Origin of the sequence: Kitasatospora sp. CB01950, from assembly GCF_001905465.1 — a bacterium.
Lineage (GTDB): Bacteria > Actinomycetota > Actinomycetes > Streptomycetales > Streptomycetaceae > Kitasatospora.
Genome location: NZ_LISX01000014.1, coordinates 85,143 through 102,278, shown reverse-complemented (window position 1 = coordinate 102,278; position 17,136 = coordinate 85,143). Strand labels below are relative to the sequence as shown.

The 17,136-nt window shown below is 73.9% G+C and carries 9 protein-coding genes and 3 pseudogenes; 11 read left to right on the top strand and 1 reads right to left on the bottom strand.

The genetic code is table 11. From position 1 onward, the window contains the following. Positions 1 to 6: 6 nt before the first annotated feature. Positions 7 to 141: pseudogene (locus AMK19_RS37645) on the bottom strand (winged helix-turn-helix transcriptional regulator); the annotation flags it as partial. On the opposite strand from AMK19_RS37645, the gene AMK19_RS28050 reads away from it, so the two are divergent. The 11 genes and pseudogenes from AMK19_RS28050 (at position 106) to AMK19_RS28010 (ending at position 17,092) form a co-directional block, all read left to right on the top strand. Continuing rightward, positions 106 to 1,020 carry a cation:proton antiporter domain-containing protein gene (locus AMK19_RS28050; protein ID WP_206745155.1) on the top strand — a complete coding sequence of 305 codons (915 nt, stop codon included), beginning with the start codon at positions 106 to 108 and terminating at the stop codon, positions 1,018 to 1,020. The pseudogene AMK19_RS37645 and the gene AMK19_RS28050 sit on opposite strands and share 36 nt — an antisense overlap. Before the next feature lie 665 nt (positions 1,021 to 1,685). Beyond that, positions 1,686 to 1,931, top strand: coding sequence for an MbtH family NRPS accessory protein (locus AMK19_RS28045; RefSeq protein ID WP_083647457.1), 246 nt, complete (start codon positions 1,686 to 1,688; stop codon positions 1,929 to 1,931). A 49-nt stretch (positions 1,932 to 1,980) separates the two neighbouring features. Beyond that, positions 1,981 to 6,984 (top strand): non-ribosomal peptide synthetase, encoded by a 5,004-nt coding sequence (locus AMK19_RS28040; protein WP_073816535.1) that lies wholly within the window; start codon positions 1,981 to 1,983, stop codon positions 6,982 to 6,984. Continuing rightward, positions 6,981 to 8,348 (top strand): annotated as a pseudogene (locus AMK19_RS38725) (condensation domain-containing protein); the annotation flags it as partial. The gene AMK19_RS28040 and the pseudogene AMK19_RS38725, both read left to right, overlap by 4 nt. A 57-nt stretch (positions 8,349 to 8,405) precedes the next feature. After that, a pseudogene (locus AMK19_RS38720) lies at positions 8,406 to 9,020 on the top strand (AMP-binding protein); the annotation flags it as partial. Between the two features lie 30 nt (positions 9,021 to 9,050). Beyond that, positions 9,051 to 11,363: a MupA/Atu3671 family FMN-dependent luciferase-like monooxygenase gene (locus tag AMK19_RS38715; protein ID WP_443135050.1), complete on the top strand. Its 2,313-nt coding sequence runs from the start codon at positions 9,051 to 9,053 to the stop codon at positions 11,361 to 11,363. Between the two features lie 73 nt (positions 11,364 to 11,436). Continuing rightward, a complete protein-coding gene (locus AMK19_RS28030) occupies positions 11,437 to 13,740 on the top strand; it encodes a type I polyketide synthase (protein ID WP_073816529.1) in 2,304 nt (767 codons plus the stop codon). Next, entirely contained in the window at positions 13,725 to 14,582 is an 858-nt protein-coding gene (locus AMK19_RS28025) for a 3-hydroxyacyl-CoA dehydrogenase family protein (RefSeq protein WP_073816527.1), read from the top strand. Before AMK19_RS28030 ends, AMK19_RS28025 begins: the two co-directional genes overlap by 16 nt. Then, on the top strand, positions 14,579 to 14,869 hold the full coding sequence (locus AMK19_RS28020; protein ID WP_083647432.1) for an acyl carrier protein: 291 nt from the start codon (positions 14,579 to 14,581) through the stop codon (positions 14,867 to 14,869). The genes AMK19_RS28025 and AMK19_RS28020 overlap by 4 nt, the downstream gene beginning before the upstream one ends. Continuing rightward, positions 14,862 to 15,998, top strand: a complete 1,137-nt coding sequence (locus tag AMK19_RS28015; protein WP_073816525.1) for an acyl-CoA dehydrogenase family protein — start codon at positions 14,862 to 14,864, stop codon at positions 15,996 to 15,998. Before AMK19_RS28020 ends, AMK19_RS28015 begins: the two co-directional genes overlap by 8 nt. Continuing rightward, entirely contained in the window at positions 15,995 to 17,092 is a 1,098-nt protein-coding gene (locus AMK19_RS28010) for an HAD-IIIC family phosphatase (protein ID WP_073816521.1), read from the top strand. Before AMK19_RS28015 ends, AMK19_RS28010 begins: the two co-directional genes overlap by 4 nt. The last annotated feature ends 44 nt before the right edge of the window (positions 17,093 to 17,136 follow it).

Below are 17,136 nucleotides of genomic sequence, written 5' to 3'. Positions count from 1 at the left end.
GGGCCGGCGGAGCTCGCTCTCCGGGTGCTCCAGGTCGTAGGCGTGCCGGGCCTGCGCGATCACCGCGCGATGGGCCGACGACCAGTCGGCGAGCGCCTTCACCAGATGGGTCAGACCCGCGCCGGTCTCCGTCAGCCGATGACCGCGCCGGCCGACATCGCGATCATCCTGCTGATCGGACTGCTCCTGTCGCCGCTGCGCACCCGGCTGCGCCAGCCGGTCGTGGTCGGTGAGATCGCGGTCGGGGTGGTCCTCGGTCCGAGCGTCCTCGGGCTGCTTCCGGGCGACCTTCCGCACCTGCTGTTCCCGCCGGAGGCCCGGACGCACCTCGCCGGCTGCACCGCGGCGATGGCGCTCCTGGTCCGCCCGCTGCTGCGCCGACTGCTCGACCGCCCGGCCGCCGGCGGACACCCGCTGCTCGCCCTGCTCGCCCTCGGCAGCGGAGTCCTGCTGTCCGCCTGGACCGCGTCCCGCCTCGGCGTGCACCCCGCGGTCGGGGCGTTCGTCTTCGGGCTGGTGATGCCGCGCGACGTGGCGCAGGAGCTGCGGCACGCCGTCGAGGCGCCGCTGCGCAACGCCGGGGCGCTGTTCGTGCCGGTGTTCTTCGCGCTCACCGGCCTGTCCGTGGACCTCGGCGGACCCGGCTTCGCGGGTCTGGCCGCAGCGTCGGCGTTCCTCGCCGTCGCCTGGGGCAGCAGGATCGCCGGCGTGCGGGTCGCCGCCCGGCTGGTCGGCGTGCCGCGCCACGAGGCGGTGGCCGTGGCCGTGCTGCTTGACACCAAGGGCCTCGGAGAGGTCGTCATCCTGACGATCGGCCGGGACGTCGGCATCATCGGCGACCGGCTCTTCACGATCCTCCTGGTGGCCGCCGTGGCCGCGACCCTGCCCGTCAATCCGCTGGTGCGGCGACTCGCCCGCTCGCACCGCGCACCCGCGGGGGACGCCGCCGCCCTGGCCCACCAGCAGCCGAACCCGGCGGGGACAACCGTCGAGGGCCCGGGAGGGAAGCTCCCGCACTGATCGCCGCCGGGGACCGCGGCCCGGTCGTGGCACGACCCGGAACACGGCGCCGCCTGCCGCGACAGCGCGATCCGCCGCGGCAGTCCCGCTCCCGGCGGGACTGCCGGCACCGGACGTGCGGCGTCGGAATTCCGGCCGTTCCCGACCCGCTCCGGCGGTCCGGCGGGAATCCCGGGGCCGCGGAATGCGCGCGGTGGGCGGGCGCTCGCCCGGGCGTGGATATCGGGGGTCGGCCCGCCCGTTCCGGGCTTTCCGGAATATGGAAACAATGGGGGCGTTCGCATGGGGCGGGCGTGGCGGGCGGGGTTGGTGTGACGGGTGTGGCGTGGGGTGGCGGGAGAGGGGCGGTTTGTTTTCGGGGCCGGGTGTTTGTGGTGTTCCGGGCCAATTCTCAATTAACCGGGCGGGGGGAGTAATCGGTCTACTCTATCGGCGGGTGGGGTGCCGATCCATGCTGGCGGGGTGGAACGCGTGGGGGCGGTGGTTCGCCGGCGGCCGTGGTTCCCGGGGGTCCGTGCGCGGCCGGTCTTTGCTGGTCGCGGGGCTGTCGGGGGATCGGGGCGGTGTCGGGCGGGCTGCTGTTTTCATGTGGTGCCCGCGTCGTGCTCGTCGCCCGTCCGTCGTGCCGGTGGCCGGTGTCTGTCGGTCCGTTCCGCCGGTTCGGCATGCGGGTGGGTGTTGGCGTTGTTGCGTTGTTCGCATACCCGGAGGAACCCGTGGACGATTCCCCCCAGTCCTACACCGTCGTGTTCAACGACGAGGAGCAGTACTCGATCTGGCCCGCCGGCCGGGATCTGCCCACCGGCTGGCACGCCGCCGGTGTCACCGGCACGAAAGACGACTGCCTGACCCATATCGGCACCGTGTGGACGGACATGCGCCCTCTGAGCCTGCGGCGAATCTCGGAGTAATCCCCGTTCCAGCCACCCACTTTCCCGGCAGTGAAGGATGACGCGCGACATGGTCCTCAACGAATTCCACGCCCGAGTGATCGAAGCACCCGACACCATCGCCGTACAGGACGGTGAGCTGGAACTGACCTACCGCGCGCTGGCCGCGAACGCCTACGCCCTGGCGGCCGAACTCACCGACCGGGGCGTGGGCCCCGACAGCGTGGTGGCCGTGTACGCCGACCGGTCGGCGCACCTGGTGGTCGCGGAGGTGGCGGTGCTGCTCGCGGGCGGCGCCTACCTGCCGCTGGACCCGGCCCACCCGGGCGCGCGGGTGCGTCAACTCCTGGACGCCTCGGGCGCGGTGGCGGTGCTGACCACCGCCGCTCCGGCCGCCACCGACGTGCAGCTGGGCGAGGACGTCCTCCTGGTGGACCTGGACCGCGAGGTCCCGGCCGACTTCACGCCCCCGCCGCTGCCCGCGATCGAAGGCGACTCGCTGGCCTACGTGATCTACACCTCCGGTTCCACCGGCCGGCCCAAGGGCGTGGCCGTCAGCCACGCGAGCCTGGCGAACCTGATGCACTGGCACCACGCGACGTACGGCACGCGCTCCGACGACCGCAGCACGCTGCTGGCCAGCCCCGGCTTCGACGTGTCCGTCCAGGACATCTGGTTCACCCTGACCGCCGGCGCGACGCTGGTCGTGCCGCCCGCGCGGGTGCGGACCTCCCCGCCGGAGCTGACCGAGTGGCTGGCCCAGGAGCGCATCACCGTCACGTTCCTGCCCACCCCGCTGGCCGAGGCGGTGCTGGAGGAGTCCTGGCCCGCGCACACCGTGCTGCGGACCCTGCACACCGGCGGCTCGGCGATGCAGCGCGGCGTTCCCGAGGGCCTGCCCTTCCAGGTGGTGAACCTGTACGGCCCCACCGAGGCGACCGTGAAGGTGACGGCCTGCGAGGTGCTGCCCGGCGGACCGGTTCCCCCGCCGATCGGCGTGCCGGTGGACGGGGTGCGCGCCTACGTCCTGGACGGCCTGGACCCGGTGCCCGACGGCGAGGCCGGCGAGCTGTGCCTGGCGGGCGCGTGCGTGGCCCGCGGCTACCTGCACGAGCCGGCGGCCACCGCCGCGGCGTTCGTCCCGGACATCCTGGTACCCGGCGAGCGCATGTACCGCACCGGTGACAAGGTGCGCCGCCGCGCGGACGGCGTCTTCGAGTACATCGGCCGCTACGACGACCAGGCCAAGATCCGCGGGTTCCGCATCGAGCCGGGCGAGGTGGCCACCGTCCTCAAGCAGCACCCCGGGGTCCGCGACGCCTTCGTGGCGGTCGAGAACTCGGGCCGGCCCAACGCCCGCCTGGTGGGCTACGTCGTCGGCGCCATTCCCACCGCCGAGCTGGTCGAGTTCCTCGGCTCCCGGCTGCCGGCCTACATGGTGCCGGGCGCCGTGGTCACGCTGCCCGCGCTGCCGCTGACGCCCAACGGGAAGGTCGACCGGGCCGCGCTGCCCGCGCCCGACCGCTCGGCCTCCGGGCTGGCCGCCGACGTGGTCGCGCCGAGCACCCCGACCGAGGTGGCGCTGGCGCGCATCGTCTCCGGGCTGCTGGGCGGCGCCGAGGTCGGCGTGCACGACGACTTCTTCGCCCTGGGCGGCAACTCGTTGCTGGTGGCCGGCCTGGTGGCCAAGGTCGCCTCCGAGCTGCACGCGGTGGTGACCGTGCCGGAGCTGTTCGGCGCCCCGACCATCGCCACCCTCGGCCGGATCATCGACAGCCGCGCCGACGGCGCCGACGCGGACACCGCCCTGGCCCCCACGCCCCCGCCGCTGCGCCGCGCCGCGCGCAACCGTCCCATCCCGCTGTCGCTGCCGCAGGAGCGGGTCTGGTTCTTCGAGCAGCTGTCCCCGGGCAACCTCGCCTACAACTTCCAGGCCACCGTGTCCCTGCAGGGCGAGGTCGACGTGGAGGCGCTGCAAGCCTCGCTCGACGAGATCGTCCGCCGCCACGAGGTCCTGCGCACCACGTTCGTCTCCATCGGCGGCGTGGGCTACCAGCGCCCGCTGGCCGAGGCCAAGGCCTCGCTGCTGGTGCTGGACGTCCCCGCCGAAGAGGCCGACGAGGCGGTGGCCGCGCGGCTGCGCGAGCCCTTCGACCTGAGCAAGCCCCCGCTGGCCCGCTGGGTGCTGCTGCGCCACGGCGACGGCAACAACACCTTCCTGCACGTGGAGCACCACTTCGTCCACGACGGCTGGTCGCTGTCGGTGTTCCTGAACGAGCTGCGCGCGCTCTACCCGGCGTTCAAGGCCCACCAGCCCTCGCCGCTGGCCGAACTGCCCGTCCAGTACGCCGACTACGCCATCTGGCAGCGCGACTGGATGAGCGGCGACGTGCTGCGCGCGCACGTCGAGCACTGGACCGCCCGGCTGGCCGGCGCGCCCGACACCCTGGAACTGCCCGCCGACCGGCCCCGCCCCCCGGTGATGACCTTCCGCGGCCGCGCGCCGCGCATCCTCGTCCCCGCCCCCCTGGCCCGGCGCCTGCGCGCCTTCAGCCGCGAGAACCGCATCTCGCTGTTCACCACCATGTACGCGGGCTTCGCCGCGCTGCTGTACCGCTACACCGGGCAGCAGGACATGCTGGTGGGCACCGGCGCCGCCAACCGCAACCTGCCCGAGCTGGAACCGCTGCTGGGCATGCTCGTCAACACGCTGGTCCTGCGGACGAAGGTCACCGGCGACCAGGCCTTCAGCGACCTGCTCGCGCAGGTGCGCCAGAGCGTGGCCGAGACGCTGGCCTGGTCGGACACCCCGGTGGACGCCGTCATCGACGCGATCGACCCGGCCCGCGACCCCTCGCGCACCCCGCTGTTCCAAGTCATGTTCAGCTTCCACGACTCCGGGGTGCCCGACATCGACTTCGGCGGGCTGACCGGCAAGGTCACCGAGCGCTCGAACAAGACCGCCAAGTCCGACCTCAACATCATCGTGATCCCGCGCGCCGAGCAGCGCATGGGCCGGGCCCCGCGCCCCGAGGACGACGACCTGTGGATGATCTGGGAGCACTCCTCGGAGCTGTTCGACGCGGAGACCGTCGAGCGGATGATCGCGCACTACCTGACCCTGCTCTCCGACGCCATGGAGCGCCCCGAGAGCAAGGTCGGCAGCCTGCGCCTGCTCTCGGAGACCGAGGCCGACCAGCTGCAGGGCTGGACCCACGGCTCCGCCGAGGGCGCGCCGGCCACCGCGCCGGTCACCGAGCTGATCGCCCGCCAGGTCGAGCAGCACCCCGACGCCGCCGCCGTGCGCTGGAACGGCGGACAGCTCAGCTACGCGCAGCTGTGGCAGCGCGCCGGCGCCCTGGCCGCCGAGCTGCGCGCCGCCGACCTGGCCGCCGAGGAGCCGGTGGCGGTGTACGCCGAGCGCTCCGCGGAGCTGGTGGTCGGCGAGCTCGCCGTCCTGATGGCCGGCGGCTGCTACCTGCCCGTCGACCCGAGCTACCCCGCCGAGCGGGTGGCCTACATCCTGCAGGACGCCGCCGCGCGCACCGTGCTCGCCACCGCCCGCACCCGCCCGCAGCTGCCGCAGACCGAGCAGGACCTGCGCGTGCTGATCGTCGACGCCGGCGGGAGCGGCGCCGCGGACCAGGAGGCGGTGCGCGCCGACGCGCTCGCCCCCGGCCGGCTGGCCTACCTCATCTACACCTCCGGCTCCACCGGCCGCCCCAAGGGCGTCGCCCTCGAACACCGCGGCCTGAGCAACCTGGTCGCCTGGCACACCGCCCAGTACGGGCTCGACGCCACCCATCGCACCACGCTGTTCGCCAGCCCCGGCTTCGACGCCTCCACCTGGGAGATCTGGCCGACCCTGGCCGCCGGCGCCACCCTGACCGTCGTCCCCGACGACCTGCGCGCCGCCCCGGCGCCGCTGGTCGACTGGCTCGCCCAGGAGAAGATCACCACCGCGTTCCTGCCCACCCCGATCGCCGCGGCCGCCCTGAACGAGTCCTGGCCCGCCGACACCGCCCTGCGCTCGCTGCTCACCGGCGGCGACGTCCTGCCCGCCGCGCCGCCGCAGGGCCTGCCGTTCGCCCTGTACAACCACTACGGGCCGACCGAGAGCACCGTCGTCGCCACCGCCGCCGTCGTGCCGGACACCCACGCGCAGCGCCCCGCGATCGGCCGCCCGATCGCCGGCACCACCGCCCACGTCCTGGACGCCCAGCGCCGACCCGTGCCCACCGGCGTGTGCGGCGAGCTGTACGTCGGCGGCGCCGGCGTGGCCCGCGGCTACGTCAACCGCCCCGACCTGACCGAGCAGAGCTTCCTGCCCGACCCGTTCTCCGACACCCCCGGCGCCCGGCTCTACCGCACCGGCGACCTGGTGCGCTGGCTGCCCGACGGGCAGTTGGAGTTCCTGGGCCGCGCGGACGAGCAGGTCAAGATCCGCGGCTTCCGCATCGAGCCCGGCGAGGTGGCCGCCACCCTGCGCGAGCACCCCGACGTCAAGGACGCCGCCGTGCTGGCCCGCACCCCCGCCCCCGGCGCCGACACCACCCTGGTGGCCTACGTCTGCACCCACGGCCACGGCGAGCAGACCTCCGAGGACAAGCTCACCGCCTTCCTCCAGGACCGCCTGCCGATCTACATGGTCCCCCAGCGCGTGCTGCTGCTGGAGACGCTGCCGCTGACCGGGCACGGCAAGGTCGACCACGACGCGCTGGCCGCGCTCGCCCCGACCGCGCCCGCCCGTGCCCAGAAGCAGCAGGCCCCGGAGGGCCCGACCGAGGAGCGCATCGCGCAGATCGCCTCCGAGCTGCTGCGCGGGCAGTCGCTGGGACGCAGCGACGACTTCTTCCGCGCCGGCGGCCACTCCCTGCTCGCGGCCCGCCTCGTCGCGCAGGTCAACGAGGCCTTCGCCACCGCCGTCCCGATCTCCGCGTTCCTGCAGCGGCCCACCGTCGCCGGCCTCGCCGAAGCCGTCGACGCCGCCGCCACCGGGGCCGGCGGCGCCGGTCCGATCCTCCCGCGCGCCCGCCGCGCCGCCGCCCTGCAGGAAGACGGGGAACAGCTGTGAACACCCACCTGGAAGCCGACACCGGCGACGACGACCGCGCCCCGCTGTCCTACGCCCAGCAGCGCCTGTGGTTCCTCGACCAGCTCCAGCCCGGCAGCGCGGTCTACAACGTCCCGCTGGGCTACGACATCACCGGCCCGCTGGACGCCGACGCCCTCCAGCAGGCGCTGACCGAGACGGCGCGCCGCCACGAGATCCTGCGCACCGCGTTCCGCTCCGTCGCCGGCGCCCCCCACCAGATGGTGCTGGCGCCCGCCCCGGTGACCGTCCCGGTCACCGACCTCACCGACCGGGGCGACAGCCCGCAGCAGATCGCGGCCCGGGCCGCGGCCCTGGCCGACGAGGAGGCCGGCACCCCCTTCGACCTGCTCGCCGGACGCGTCCTGCGGGCCCGCCTGCTGCGCCTGGGCCCCGAGCACCACCGCCTGCTGCTGACCGTCCACCATCTCGCCTGCGACGCCCCCTCGGTGGGCACCCTCGGCAAGGAGATCGGGACCCACTACCGCGCCGCCCTCACCGAGGGCGGCCGGCCGCCGGGCGAACTGCCCATGCAGTACGCCGACTTCGCGCACTGGCAGCAGGAGACCCTGGCCGGCCCCGAGCTCACCCGCCTGCTGGGGTACTGGAAGCAGCACCTGGAGGGCATGCCCGCCCAGAACCTGCCCACCGACCACCCCCGTCCGCCGGTGCAGAGCTACCGCGGCGCCGCGCTCACCTTCGCCCTGCCCGCCGACGCCGTCCGGCGCCTCGACGAGCTGGGCCGCGGCGAGGGCGCCACCCTCTACAGCGTGCTGCTCGCCGCCTTCGCGGTCCTGCTGCGCGCCCACGTCGGCCAGGACGAAGTCGTCGTCGGCACCCCCGTCTCGGGACGCGAGCGCCCCGAACTGGCCCCGCTGATCGGCTTCTTCACCAACACCCTGGTGCTGCGCTGCGACCTCGCCGCCCGCCCCACCTTCCGCGAGCTCGTCCAGCGGGTGTGGGACGAGGTCAAGGGCGCCCTCGCCCACCAGGACCTGCCCTTCGAGAAGCTGGTCGAAGAGCTCCACCCCGACCGCGACCTCGCCCAGAACCCGCTGTTCCAGGTGCTGTTCAGCTACCGCCTGGAGGACGAGGGCAGCGGACCGAACCTCCAGGGCTGCCGGGTGAGCCCGGTGCTGGGCGACACCGGCGCCGCCCGCTTCGACCTCACCCTGAGCCTCACCCGTACCCCCGACGGCGTCAACGGCCGCCTCGAGTACAGCACCGACCTGTTCGAGGCCGACACCGCCCAGCGCCTCGCCGACCGCTACGCCCAGGTGGTGGCCGCCGCCGCGCAGGACCCCGACCGGCCGGTGGACGAACTGGCCGTCCTGCCGTCCGCCGAGCTGGAGACCCTCGCCCAGTGGCACGCCGGCCCCCGGGCGCACACCTCCCGGGCGCCGGTGCACGAGCTGCTGGCCCAGCGGGTGGCCGCCACCCCCGACGCCACCGCGCTGATCGCCTCCGACGCCACCTTGACCTACCGCGAACTCGACGCCCGCGCCGAGCAGTTCGCCGCCCGGCTGCGCCGCCTCGGGGTGGCCGCCGACGAACCGGTGGGCGTCCACCTGCACCGCACCTCGCTGCTGATGGTGGCCCTGCTGGGCATCCTCAAGGCCGGTGCGGCCTACCTCCCGCTGGACCCCGACTACCCCGCCGGGCGGCTGGCCTTCATGGTCGCCGACGCGGGCGTGCGCCTGGTCGTCGCCGACCCGGCCAACGCCGCCTCGGCCGGCCGCCTGGGCGCCGCCCGCGTGGTGGTCCCCGGCGAGCACCCGGCCGACGAACACACCGACGGCGAGCACCAGGACGGCGCCGCCGGGACGGAGGCGACCCCCGACAACCTGGCCTACGTGATCTACACCTCCGGGTCCACCGGACAGCCCAAGGGCGTCATGGTCACCCACCGCAACGTCGCCAACCTGTTCGCGGGCCTGAGCGAGGCCTTCGGCGACGACGAACCCAGCACCTGGCTCGCCGTCACCAGCGTCTCCTTCGACATCTCCGTCGTCGAACTGCTGTGGGCCCTCACCCACGGCCACCGCATCGTGCTGCGCCGCGAACCGCCGCTGCGCACCGGCAGCCAGAGCGCCGACGCGGCGGCCCGCTCCCGTCCCATCGACTTCAGCCTGCTCTACTTCGGCAGCGACAGCGACGCCAGCCCCGAGGACCGCTACCGCCTGCTGCTGGAAGGCGCGAAGTTCGCGGACCGCAACGAGTTCACCGCCGTGTGGACCCCCGAACGCCACTTCCACCAGTTCGGCGGGCTCTACCCGAACCCGTCCGTGATGGCCGCCGCCGTCGCCGCCGTCACCGAACGCGTCCAGGTCCGCGCCGGCAGCGTCGTCATGCCGCTGCACGACCCGCTGCGGGTGGCCGAGGAGTGGTCGGCCGTCGACAACCTGTCGGCCGGCCGGGTCGGCATCTCGCTGGCGTCCGGCTGGCACGCCAACGACTTCGTCCTCGCACCCGACAACTTCGCCACCCGCAAGCAGCTGATGATGGACGGCCTCGCCGAGGTCCGCAGCCTGTGGGGCGGGAACCGGACCACCCGCCGCAACGGCGTCGGCGCCGAGGTCGAGGTCGGCATCTACCCGAAGCCGGTGCAGAGCCGGCTGCCGGTGTGGCTCACCAGCGCCAAGCACCCCGAGACCTTCCGGATGGCCGGCGAGGCCGGCACCGGCGTGCTGACCCACCTGCTGGGGCACAGCCTCGACGAGCTCGCCGAGAAGATCGCGCTCTACCGCAGGACCTGGCGCGAGCACGGCCACCCCGGCGAGGGCCACGTCGCGGTCATGGTCCACACCTTCGTCGGCACCGACCTCGAAGAAGTCCGCGAACTGGTGCGCGAGCCGATGAGCCGCTACCTGGAGACCTCCTTCGACCTGATCGCCTCCCTGGGCGCCACCACCGGAAGCGCCGAGGACTTCAAGTCCCTGCCGCCCGAGGAGCTGCGCGCACTCGTCGACCGGGCCTTCGAACGGTTCTTCGCCACCGCCAGCCTCCTGGGCACCCCCCAGGTCTGCGCCGACATGATCGACCGGATGAAGGCCGCCGGCGCGGACGAAGTCGCCTGCCTGATCGACTTCGGCGTCGAGGACAAGGCCGCGCTCGACGCCCTGACCCACCTTGTCACCGTCCGCGACATCAGCGAGGAACGCCGGACCGCCGCGCTGGCCGAGACCGAGGAACCCCTCGCCGAACAGCTGCGCACCCACCGGGTCACCCACCTGCAGTGCACCCCGTCGCTGGCCCGGGCGCTGCTCGCCGACCAGGACACCCGGGCCGAACTGCCCGGCCTGGAGCGCCTGTTGGTCGGCGGCGAAGCGCTGCCCACCGACCTCGCGGACACCCTCGCCGAGACCGTCGCGGGCACCGTCCACAACATGTACGGGCCCACCGAGGCCGCCGTGTGGGCGACCACCGCGCAGGGCTCCGCCACCATCGGACGCCCGCTGGCCAACGTCCGCGCCTACATCGCGGACCAGGACCTGCGGCTGTGCCCCGTCGGCGTCCCCGGCGAACTCCTGCTCGGCGGCGACGGCATCGTCCGCGGCTACCTCGACCGCAACCGCACCACCGCCGAACGCTTCCAGCCCGATCCGTTCACCGGCACACCGGGCGCGCGCCTCTACCGCACCGGCGACCTGGCCCGCTGGACCCCCGAGGGCACCCTCGAGTTCCTCGGCCGCCTCGACGACCAGGTCAAGCTCCACGGGCACCGGATCGAACTCGGCGAGGTCGAGGCCGCCCTGGCCCAGCACCCGGCCGTGCGCTCCGCCGTCGCCGTCATCCGCGGCACCGGCGCCGAGGGACGCCTGCTCGCCTACTACGTCCCCGACCCCGAGCACACCGCCACCGCCGCCGAACTGCTCGCCCACCTCGCCACCCGGCTGCCCGGCTACATGCTGCCCGGCGCCGTGCACGCCATCGACGCCGTCCCGCTGACGCCCAACAAGAAGGTCGACCGCAACGCGCTGCCCGACCTGAGCGAGAGCCGCCCCGAGGACGCCACCGCCTACACCCCGCCCACCAACGACACCGAACGCCTGGTCACCGAGGTGTGGCGGGACGTCCTGGGCGTCGAACGGGTCGGGCTGGACGACAGCTTCTTCGCCCTCGGCGGCAACTCCCTGCTGGTCGTCGTCGCCCGCGCCCGGCTGCTCGAACAGCGCGACAGCGCCCTGTCCCTGGTCGACATGTTCCGCTACCCGTCCGCCCGCGCCCTGGCCCTGGCCATGGACCGCGCACCCGACGCCGACGCGGACGACAACCCGGCCGCCGGCGCCGCCGCCCGCGCCGCCGCCCGCCGCGGCGCCAGGAACTCCGCCGCCCGCCGCGCAGGCAGGACAGGAGCGTGAGCGTGCCCACCACCACACCGACCCGGCAACGAGCAGAAGGGGGCCTCGGGTGAGTACCGAGCCAGAAGACACCATGGAACCGATCGCGGTCGTCGGCCTCGGCGGACGACTGCCCGGCGCCCCCACCATCGACGCGTTCTGGCAGAACACCCGCGACGGCGTCGAATCCATCTCCCACTTCACCAGCGAGCAGCTGACCGAGGTCGGCTGGCCCAAGGAGATGATCACCCACCCCGACTACGTCCCCGCCGCCGGCGTCATCGAGAACGCCGACCACTTCGACGCCGACTTCTTCGGCTACACCCGCGAACAGGCCGAGATCAGCGACCCGCAGCAGCGGATCTTCGCCGAAACAGTCTGGCACACGCTGGAGGACACCGGCCACGACCCGGCCCGCTTCAACGGCGCGATCGGCGTCTACGCCGGCCAGTTCGCCAACAAGTACCTCCCGCTCAACCTGCTGGCCAACGCCCGCTTCCGCGGCTCGATGTCGGCCTTCTCCGCCCGGCCCTACAACGACAAGGACTTCCTCGCCACCAGGGCCGCCTACCTGTGCGACCTGCGCGGCCCGGCGATGACCGTCCAGTCCGCCTGCTCCACCTCCCTGGTCGCCATCCACCTCGCCTGCCAGGCCCTGCTGGGCCACGAGTGCGACATGGCGCTGGCCGGGGGAGTGGCCCTGCCGATCCCGCTGATCGGCGGCTACCCCGTCGTCGCCGGCGGCATCTTCGCCCGCGACGGCCACTGCCGCCCCTTCGACGCCTCCTCCAGCGGGACCGTCCCCGGGTACGGCGTCGCCGTGGTGGCCCTGCGCCGCCTCAGCGACGCCCTCGCCGACAACGACAACATCCGCGCCCTGATCCTCGGCAGCGCCCTCAACAACGACGGCTCCGCGAAGTTCGGCTTCAACGCGCCCAGCATGCAGGCCCAGTCCGAGGTCATCGCCACCGCCCAGGCCGTCGCCGGCGTCAGCGCCGAGAGCATCGGCTACGTCGAGGCCCACGGCACCGGCACCCCGCTCGGCGACCCCATCGAACTCGCCGGCCTCACCAAGGCGTTCAACACCCAGGAGCGCGGCTACTGCGCGATCGGCTCCACCAAGGCCAACATCGGCCACCTGGACGCCGCCGCCGGAGCCGCCGGATTCGCCCGCGCCGTGCTGGCCCTCCAGCACGCCGAGATCCCGCCCAGCATCAACTACGAGGCGCCCAACCCCGCCCTCCTGCTGGAACGCACCCCCTTCTACGTCCCCACCACCGCCCGCCCCTGGCCCAGCGGCGCCACCCCGCGCCGGGCCGGCGTCAGCGCCTTCGCCGTGGGCGGCACCAACGCCCACATCGTCCTGGAGGAAGCGCCCGCGCCCGAGCCCGCCGCGGAAAGCGCCCGCGAGCACCACCTGCTCGTGCTGTCCGCCCGCACCCCGCAGGCCCTGGCCGACGCCGCCGCCAACCTCGCCCGGCGCCTGGAGAGCGACGACGACCCGGACCTCGCCGACGTCGCCCACACCCTCCAGGTCGGCCGCCGCGCCTTCGCGCACCGCCGCCACCTGGTGTGCCGCGACCGGGCCGAAGCCGTCGCCGCCCTGCGCGCCCCGGCCCCGCCCACCGCCGCCGCCGGGACCCGCCGCAGCGTCTTCGTCTTCCCGGGCGCCGACGCGCTGCGCCCCGACGCGGCCGCGCAGATCTACCGCAGCGAGGCCGTCTTCGCCCGCGAGGTCGACCACTGCGCCGAACTGGCCCGCCCCCTGCTCGGCCAGGACCTGCGCGCCGTGCTGTTCCCCGGCACCTGGAACGACGCCGACGGCGCGGACCGGACGGACCCGCGCGCCACCGCGCCGGCCGCCTTCGCCCTCCAGTGGGCGCTCGGCCACCTGTGGCAGTCCTGGGGCGTCCAGCCCGCCGCCATGATCGGCGACGGCGGCGGCGAACACGTCGCGGCCTGCCTGGCCGGCGACCTCGACCTGCCCACCGCCCTCGCCCGGGTCGCCGCCGACCCCGGCGCCACCGACGCCACCGCCTTCGCGGCGGCGCTGCGCGAAGCGGCCGCGGCGCCCGGCACCGCCCTGCTGGCCATGGGACCCGCCGACGGCATCGTCCGGGCCCTCGCCGGCCAGGACGGCGCCGAACGGTTCACGGTCCTGCCCTCGCTCGGCTCCGCCGACACCGACCGGGACGGCCTCGCCACCCTGCTCGACACCCTCGGCGCCCTGTGGCAGGCCGCCACCGACATCGACTGGGACGCCGTCCGCGGCACCGCACGACCGCGGCGCGTGTCCCTCCCGGGCTACCCGTTCCAGCGCAGCCGCTACTGGATCGGCCCCGACACCGGAAGCTACGAACCCCTGGGTCTGGAGGAGCCGTCATGGACGAGCCACTGATTGCGATCGTCGGCGCGGGCGTCATGGGCACCGGCATCTCGACGCTCGTCGTCGGGAACGGACTGCCCGTCGTCCTGGTGGACATCGAACAAGGCGCCCTCGACCGCGCCACCACCGCGATCAACCTCGGCCTTCGCCACGCCCAACTCACCGGCGCCAGGCCGCCCGGCACCACCCCGGGCACCCTGCGCACCACCCTGCAGCTGTCGGACATCGCCGACGCCGCCGTGGTCATCGAGGCCGTCACCGAGGCACCCGACCGCAAGGCCGAGGTCCTCGCCGCCGTCTCCGCGCTGGTCGGCCCGGCGACCCCGATCATCTCCAACACCTCCGGGATCCCGATCGACGAGATGGCCGCCTGGGTCAAGGACCCCGGTGCCCTGATCGGCACCCACTTCATGAACCCCGCCTACCTGATCCCCATGGTCGAGGTCATCCGCGGTCCCCGGACCACCGACCGCACCGTCCAGCAGGTCCTGTCCACCCTCACCCGCATCGGCCGCCGCCCCGTCGTCGTGCGCGACGCGCCCGGCTTCGTCACCAGCCGGCTCCTGCACCCGATGATCAACGACGCGGCCCGCATCGTCGGCGAAGGCACCGCCACCGTCGAGGACGTCGACACCCTCATGCAGGGCTGCCTCGGCCACCCCACGGGCCCGCTGCGCACCGCGGACCTGATCGGCATCGACAACCTCGTCGACGCCCTGGAAGAACTCCACGCCCGGACCGGTGACGAGCGGTGCCGCCCCAGCGAACTGCTCCTCGAGAAGGTCCGGCGAGGCGAGCTCGGCCGAAAGAGCGGCCGCGGCTTCTACCGCTACTACAGTGAGGCACAGTCATGACCGCCGAGCACACCTCCGCGTCCTTCGACACCGACGCCGTCATCGACCGGATCACCCGCTTCGTGGCCGAGCAGACCAGCACCACCCCCGACACCGACCAGGACCTGTTCGCCACCGGCCTGGCCAACTCCATGTTCGCCATGCAGCTGGTCGTCTTCCTCGAGCAGACCTACGCCGTCACGGTCGCCGGCCCCGACCTGCAGCTGTCCAACTTCCGCACCGTCAAGAGCATGGCCGCCCTCGTCGGCCGGCTCCAGGCGCAGCCCGCCGCCGGCAGCGATGTCTGACGCGGCCGCCTCCGGACACCAGGACACCTGGGACCTCGTCCGGAGGGACGCCGGCGCCTGGGACACCGCGGGCGAGATCCCCCGCACCCTGCTGACCGAGCTGGGCGCCGCCGGCCTGCTGTGCGCGGAGGTCCACAAGCAGTACGGCGGCCTCGGCCTCACCGGCCGCGACAGCGGTGAACTCACCGCCCACGTCGGGAGCCTGTGCAGCTCGCTGCGCAGCGTCATGACCTCCCAGGGCATGGCGGCCTGGACGATCCAGCGCCTGGGCACCGCCGAGCAGCGCGCCGCCTTCCTGCCCCGGTTGACCGGCGGCCGCCTCGCGGCCGTCGCGTTCAGCGAACCCGAGGCCGGCAGCGACCTGGGCGCGATGAGCGCCCGGGTGCAGCACGACGGCGACAGCGTGGTCCTCGACGGCAGCAAGATGTGGATCACCGCCGCCGCCTACGCCGACCTGATCGTCGTCATCGCCAGGAGCGGCGACGGCGCCGTCGCGGTCGTCGTGCCCGTCGACACCCCGGGCGTGCGGATCGAGAAGATCCCCCACCCGATGGGCTGCCGCGCGGCGGGCCACGCCCAGGTCCACCTGGAGGGCGTGCGGCTGCCCGCCGCCAACGTCCTGGGCGGCGCGGCACTGGCGCTGCCCTTCCTGATCACCACCGCGCTCGCCTACGGTCGGATGTCGGTGGCCTGGGGCTGCGTCGGCATCCTGCGCGGCTGCCTGGCCGCCGTCACCGAACACGCCGCCACCCGGCGCCAGTTCGGCCGGCCGATCGGCGAGCACCAGCTGGTGGCCCGCCGCATCGCCGAGCTCTACGCCGCCGAGCGCATCGCCACCGGCGTGTGCCGGGACGCCGCCGAGCACTGGGAGGCCGGCTCACCGGAGCTGGTCATCTCCACCGTCCTGGCCAAGCACGTCAGCGCCACCCAGGCCGTCCGGGGCAGCGCCTCGGCGGTGCAGGCGATGGCCTCCGCCGGCGCCGTCGACGGGCACGTGGTCGCCCGCGCGTACCGCGACGCCAAGCTGATGGAGATCATCGAAGGCAGCAGCGAGATCTGCCAGCTCGAACTGGCCAGGCACGCCCTGGCCACCGGGAAATCCACCGCGCGAAAGGAGCCGGCGCAGTGAGCGGACCGCAGTCACCAGACCAACCGCTCCCCACCGTCAAGTGCGTCGTCTGGGACCTCGACAACACCCTGTGGAAGGGCACCCTGCTCGAGGGCGACGACGTCGCCGTCGACGCCCGGGTCCGCGAGACCGTCCTCGGCCTCGACGCCCGCGGCATCCTGCAGGCCGTCGCCAGCAAGAACGACCACCAACCCGCCTGGCAGCGCCTGGAGGACCTCGGCCTCGCCGAGTACTTCGTGCACGCCAGGATCGGCTGGGGCCCCAAGTCGACATCCGTCCAGGAGATCGCCGACGACCTGAAGTTCGCCCTCCACACGATCGCCTTCATCGACGACCAGCCCGCCGAACGCGCCGAGGTGGCCTTCCACCACCCGCAGGTGCGCTGCTACCCGGCGGAGGACGCGACCGGGCTGCTGGACCTGCCGGAGTTCACCCCGGCCACGGTCACCGTCGACTCGCGCCGCCGCCGCGAGATGTACCTGGCCAACGCGCGCCGCCAGGCCGAGCAGGACTCCTTCGACGGCCCGTCGCAGGAGTTCCTGCGCTCCCTGGACCTCGTCATGGAGATCCGCCGGGCCACCCCCGAGGACATCTCGCGCATGGAGGAACTCACCCTGCGCACCAGCCAGATGAACGCCACCGGCGTGCACTACTCGGACGCCGACCTGCGCGCGCTCCTGGACGACCCCCGCCACGAGGTCCTCGCCATCACGATGAGCGACCGCTTCGGCTCGCACGGCGCCGTCGGCGTCGGCCTGGTGGAGCGCGGCCCCGCGGCCTGGCACCTCAAGCTGCTCGCCACCTCCTGCCGCGTCGTCTCCTTCGGCGCCGGTGCCACCGTTCTGAACTGGCTGGTCGGCGAGGCGGCCGCGGCCGGTGTCCACCTGATCGCCGACTTCCGCCCCACCGCGCGCAACCGGGTCATGGAGGTCGCCTACCGCTTCGCCGGGTTCACCGACGAACTCTGCGCCTGCGTGGCCGAGTTGGCCCCGCCGGAAAGCGGACAGACGCAGCGGCTGCACATCACGCCGGCCCCCCGGCCGGTGCCCGACACGCTGCGCCTGACCGCCGTCGCCCTGGCCGCCGCACCCTGACCTGCCGCCTCCCCTCCGGCGCGCCTTGCGGGCGCGCACCGGGC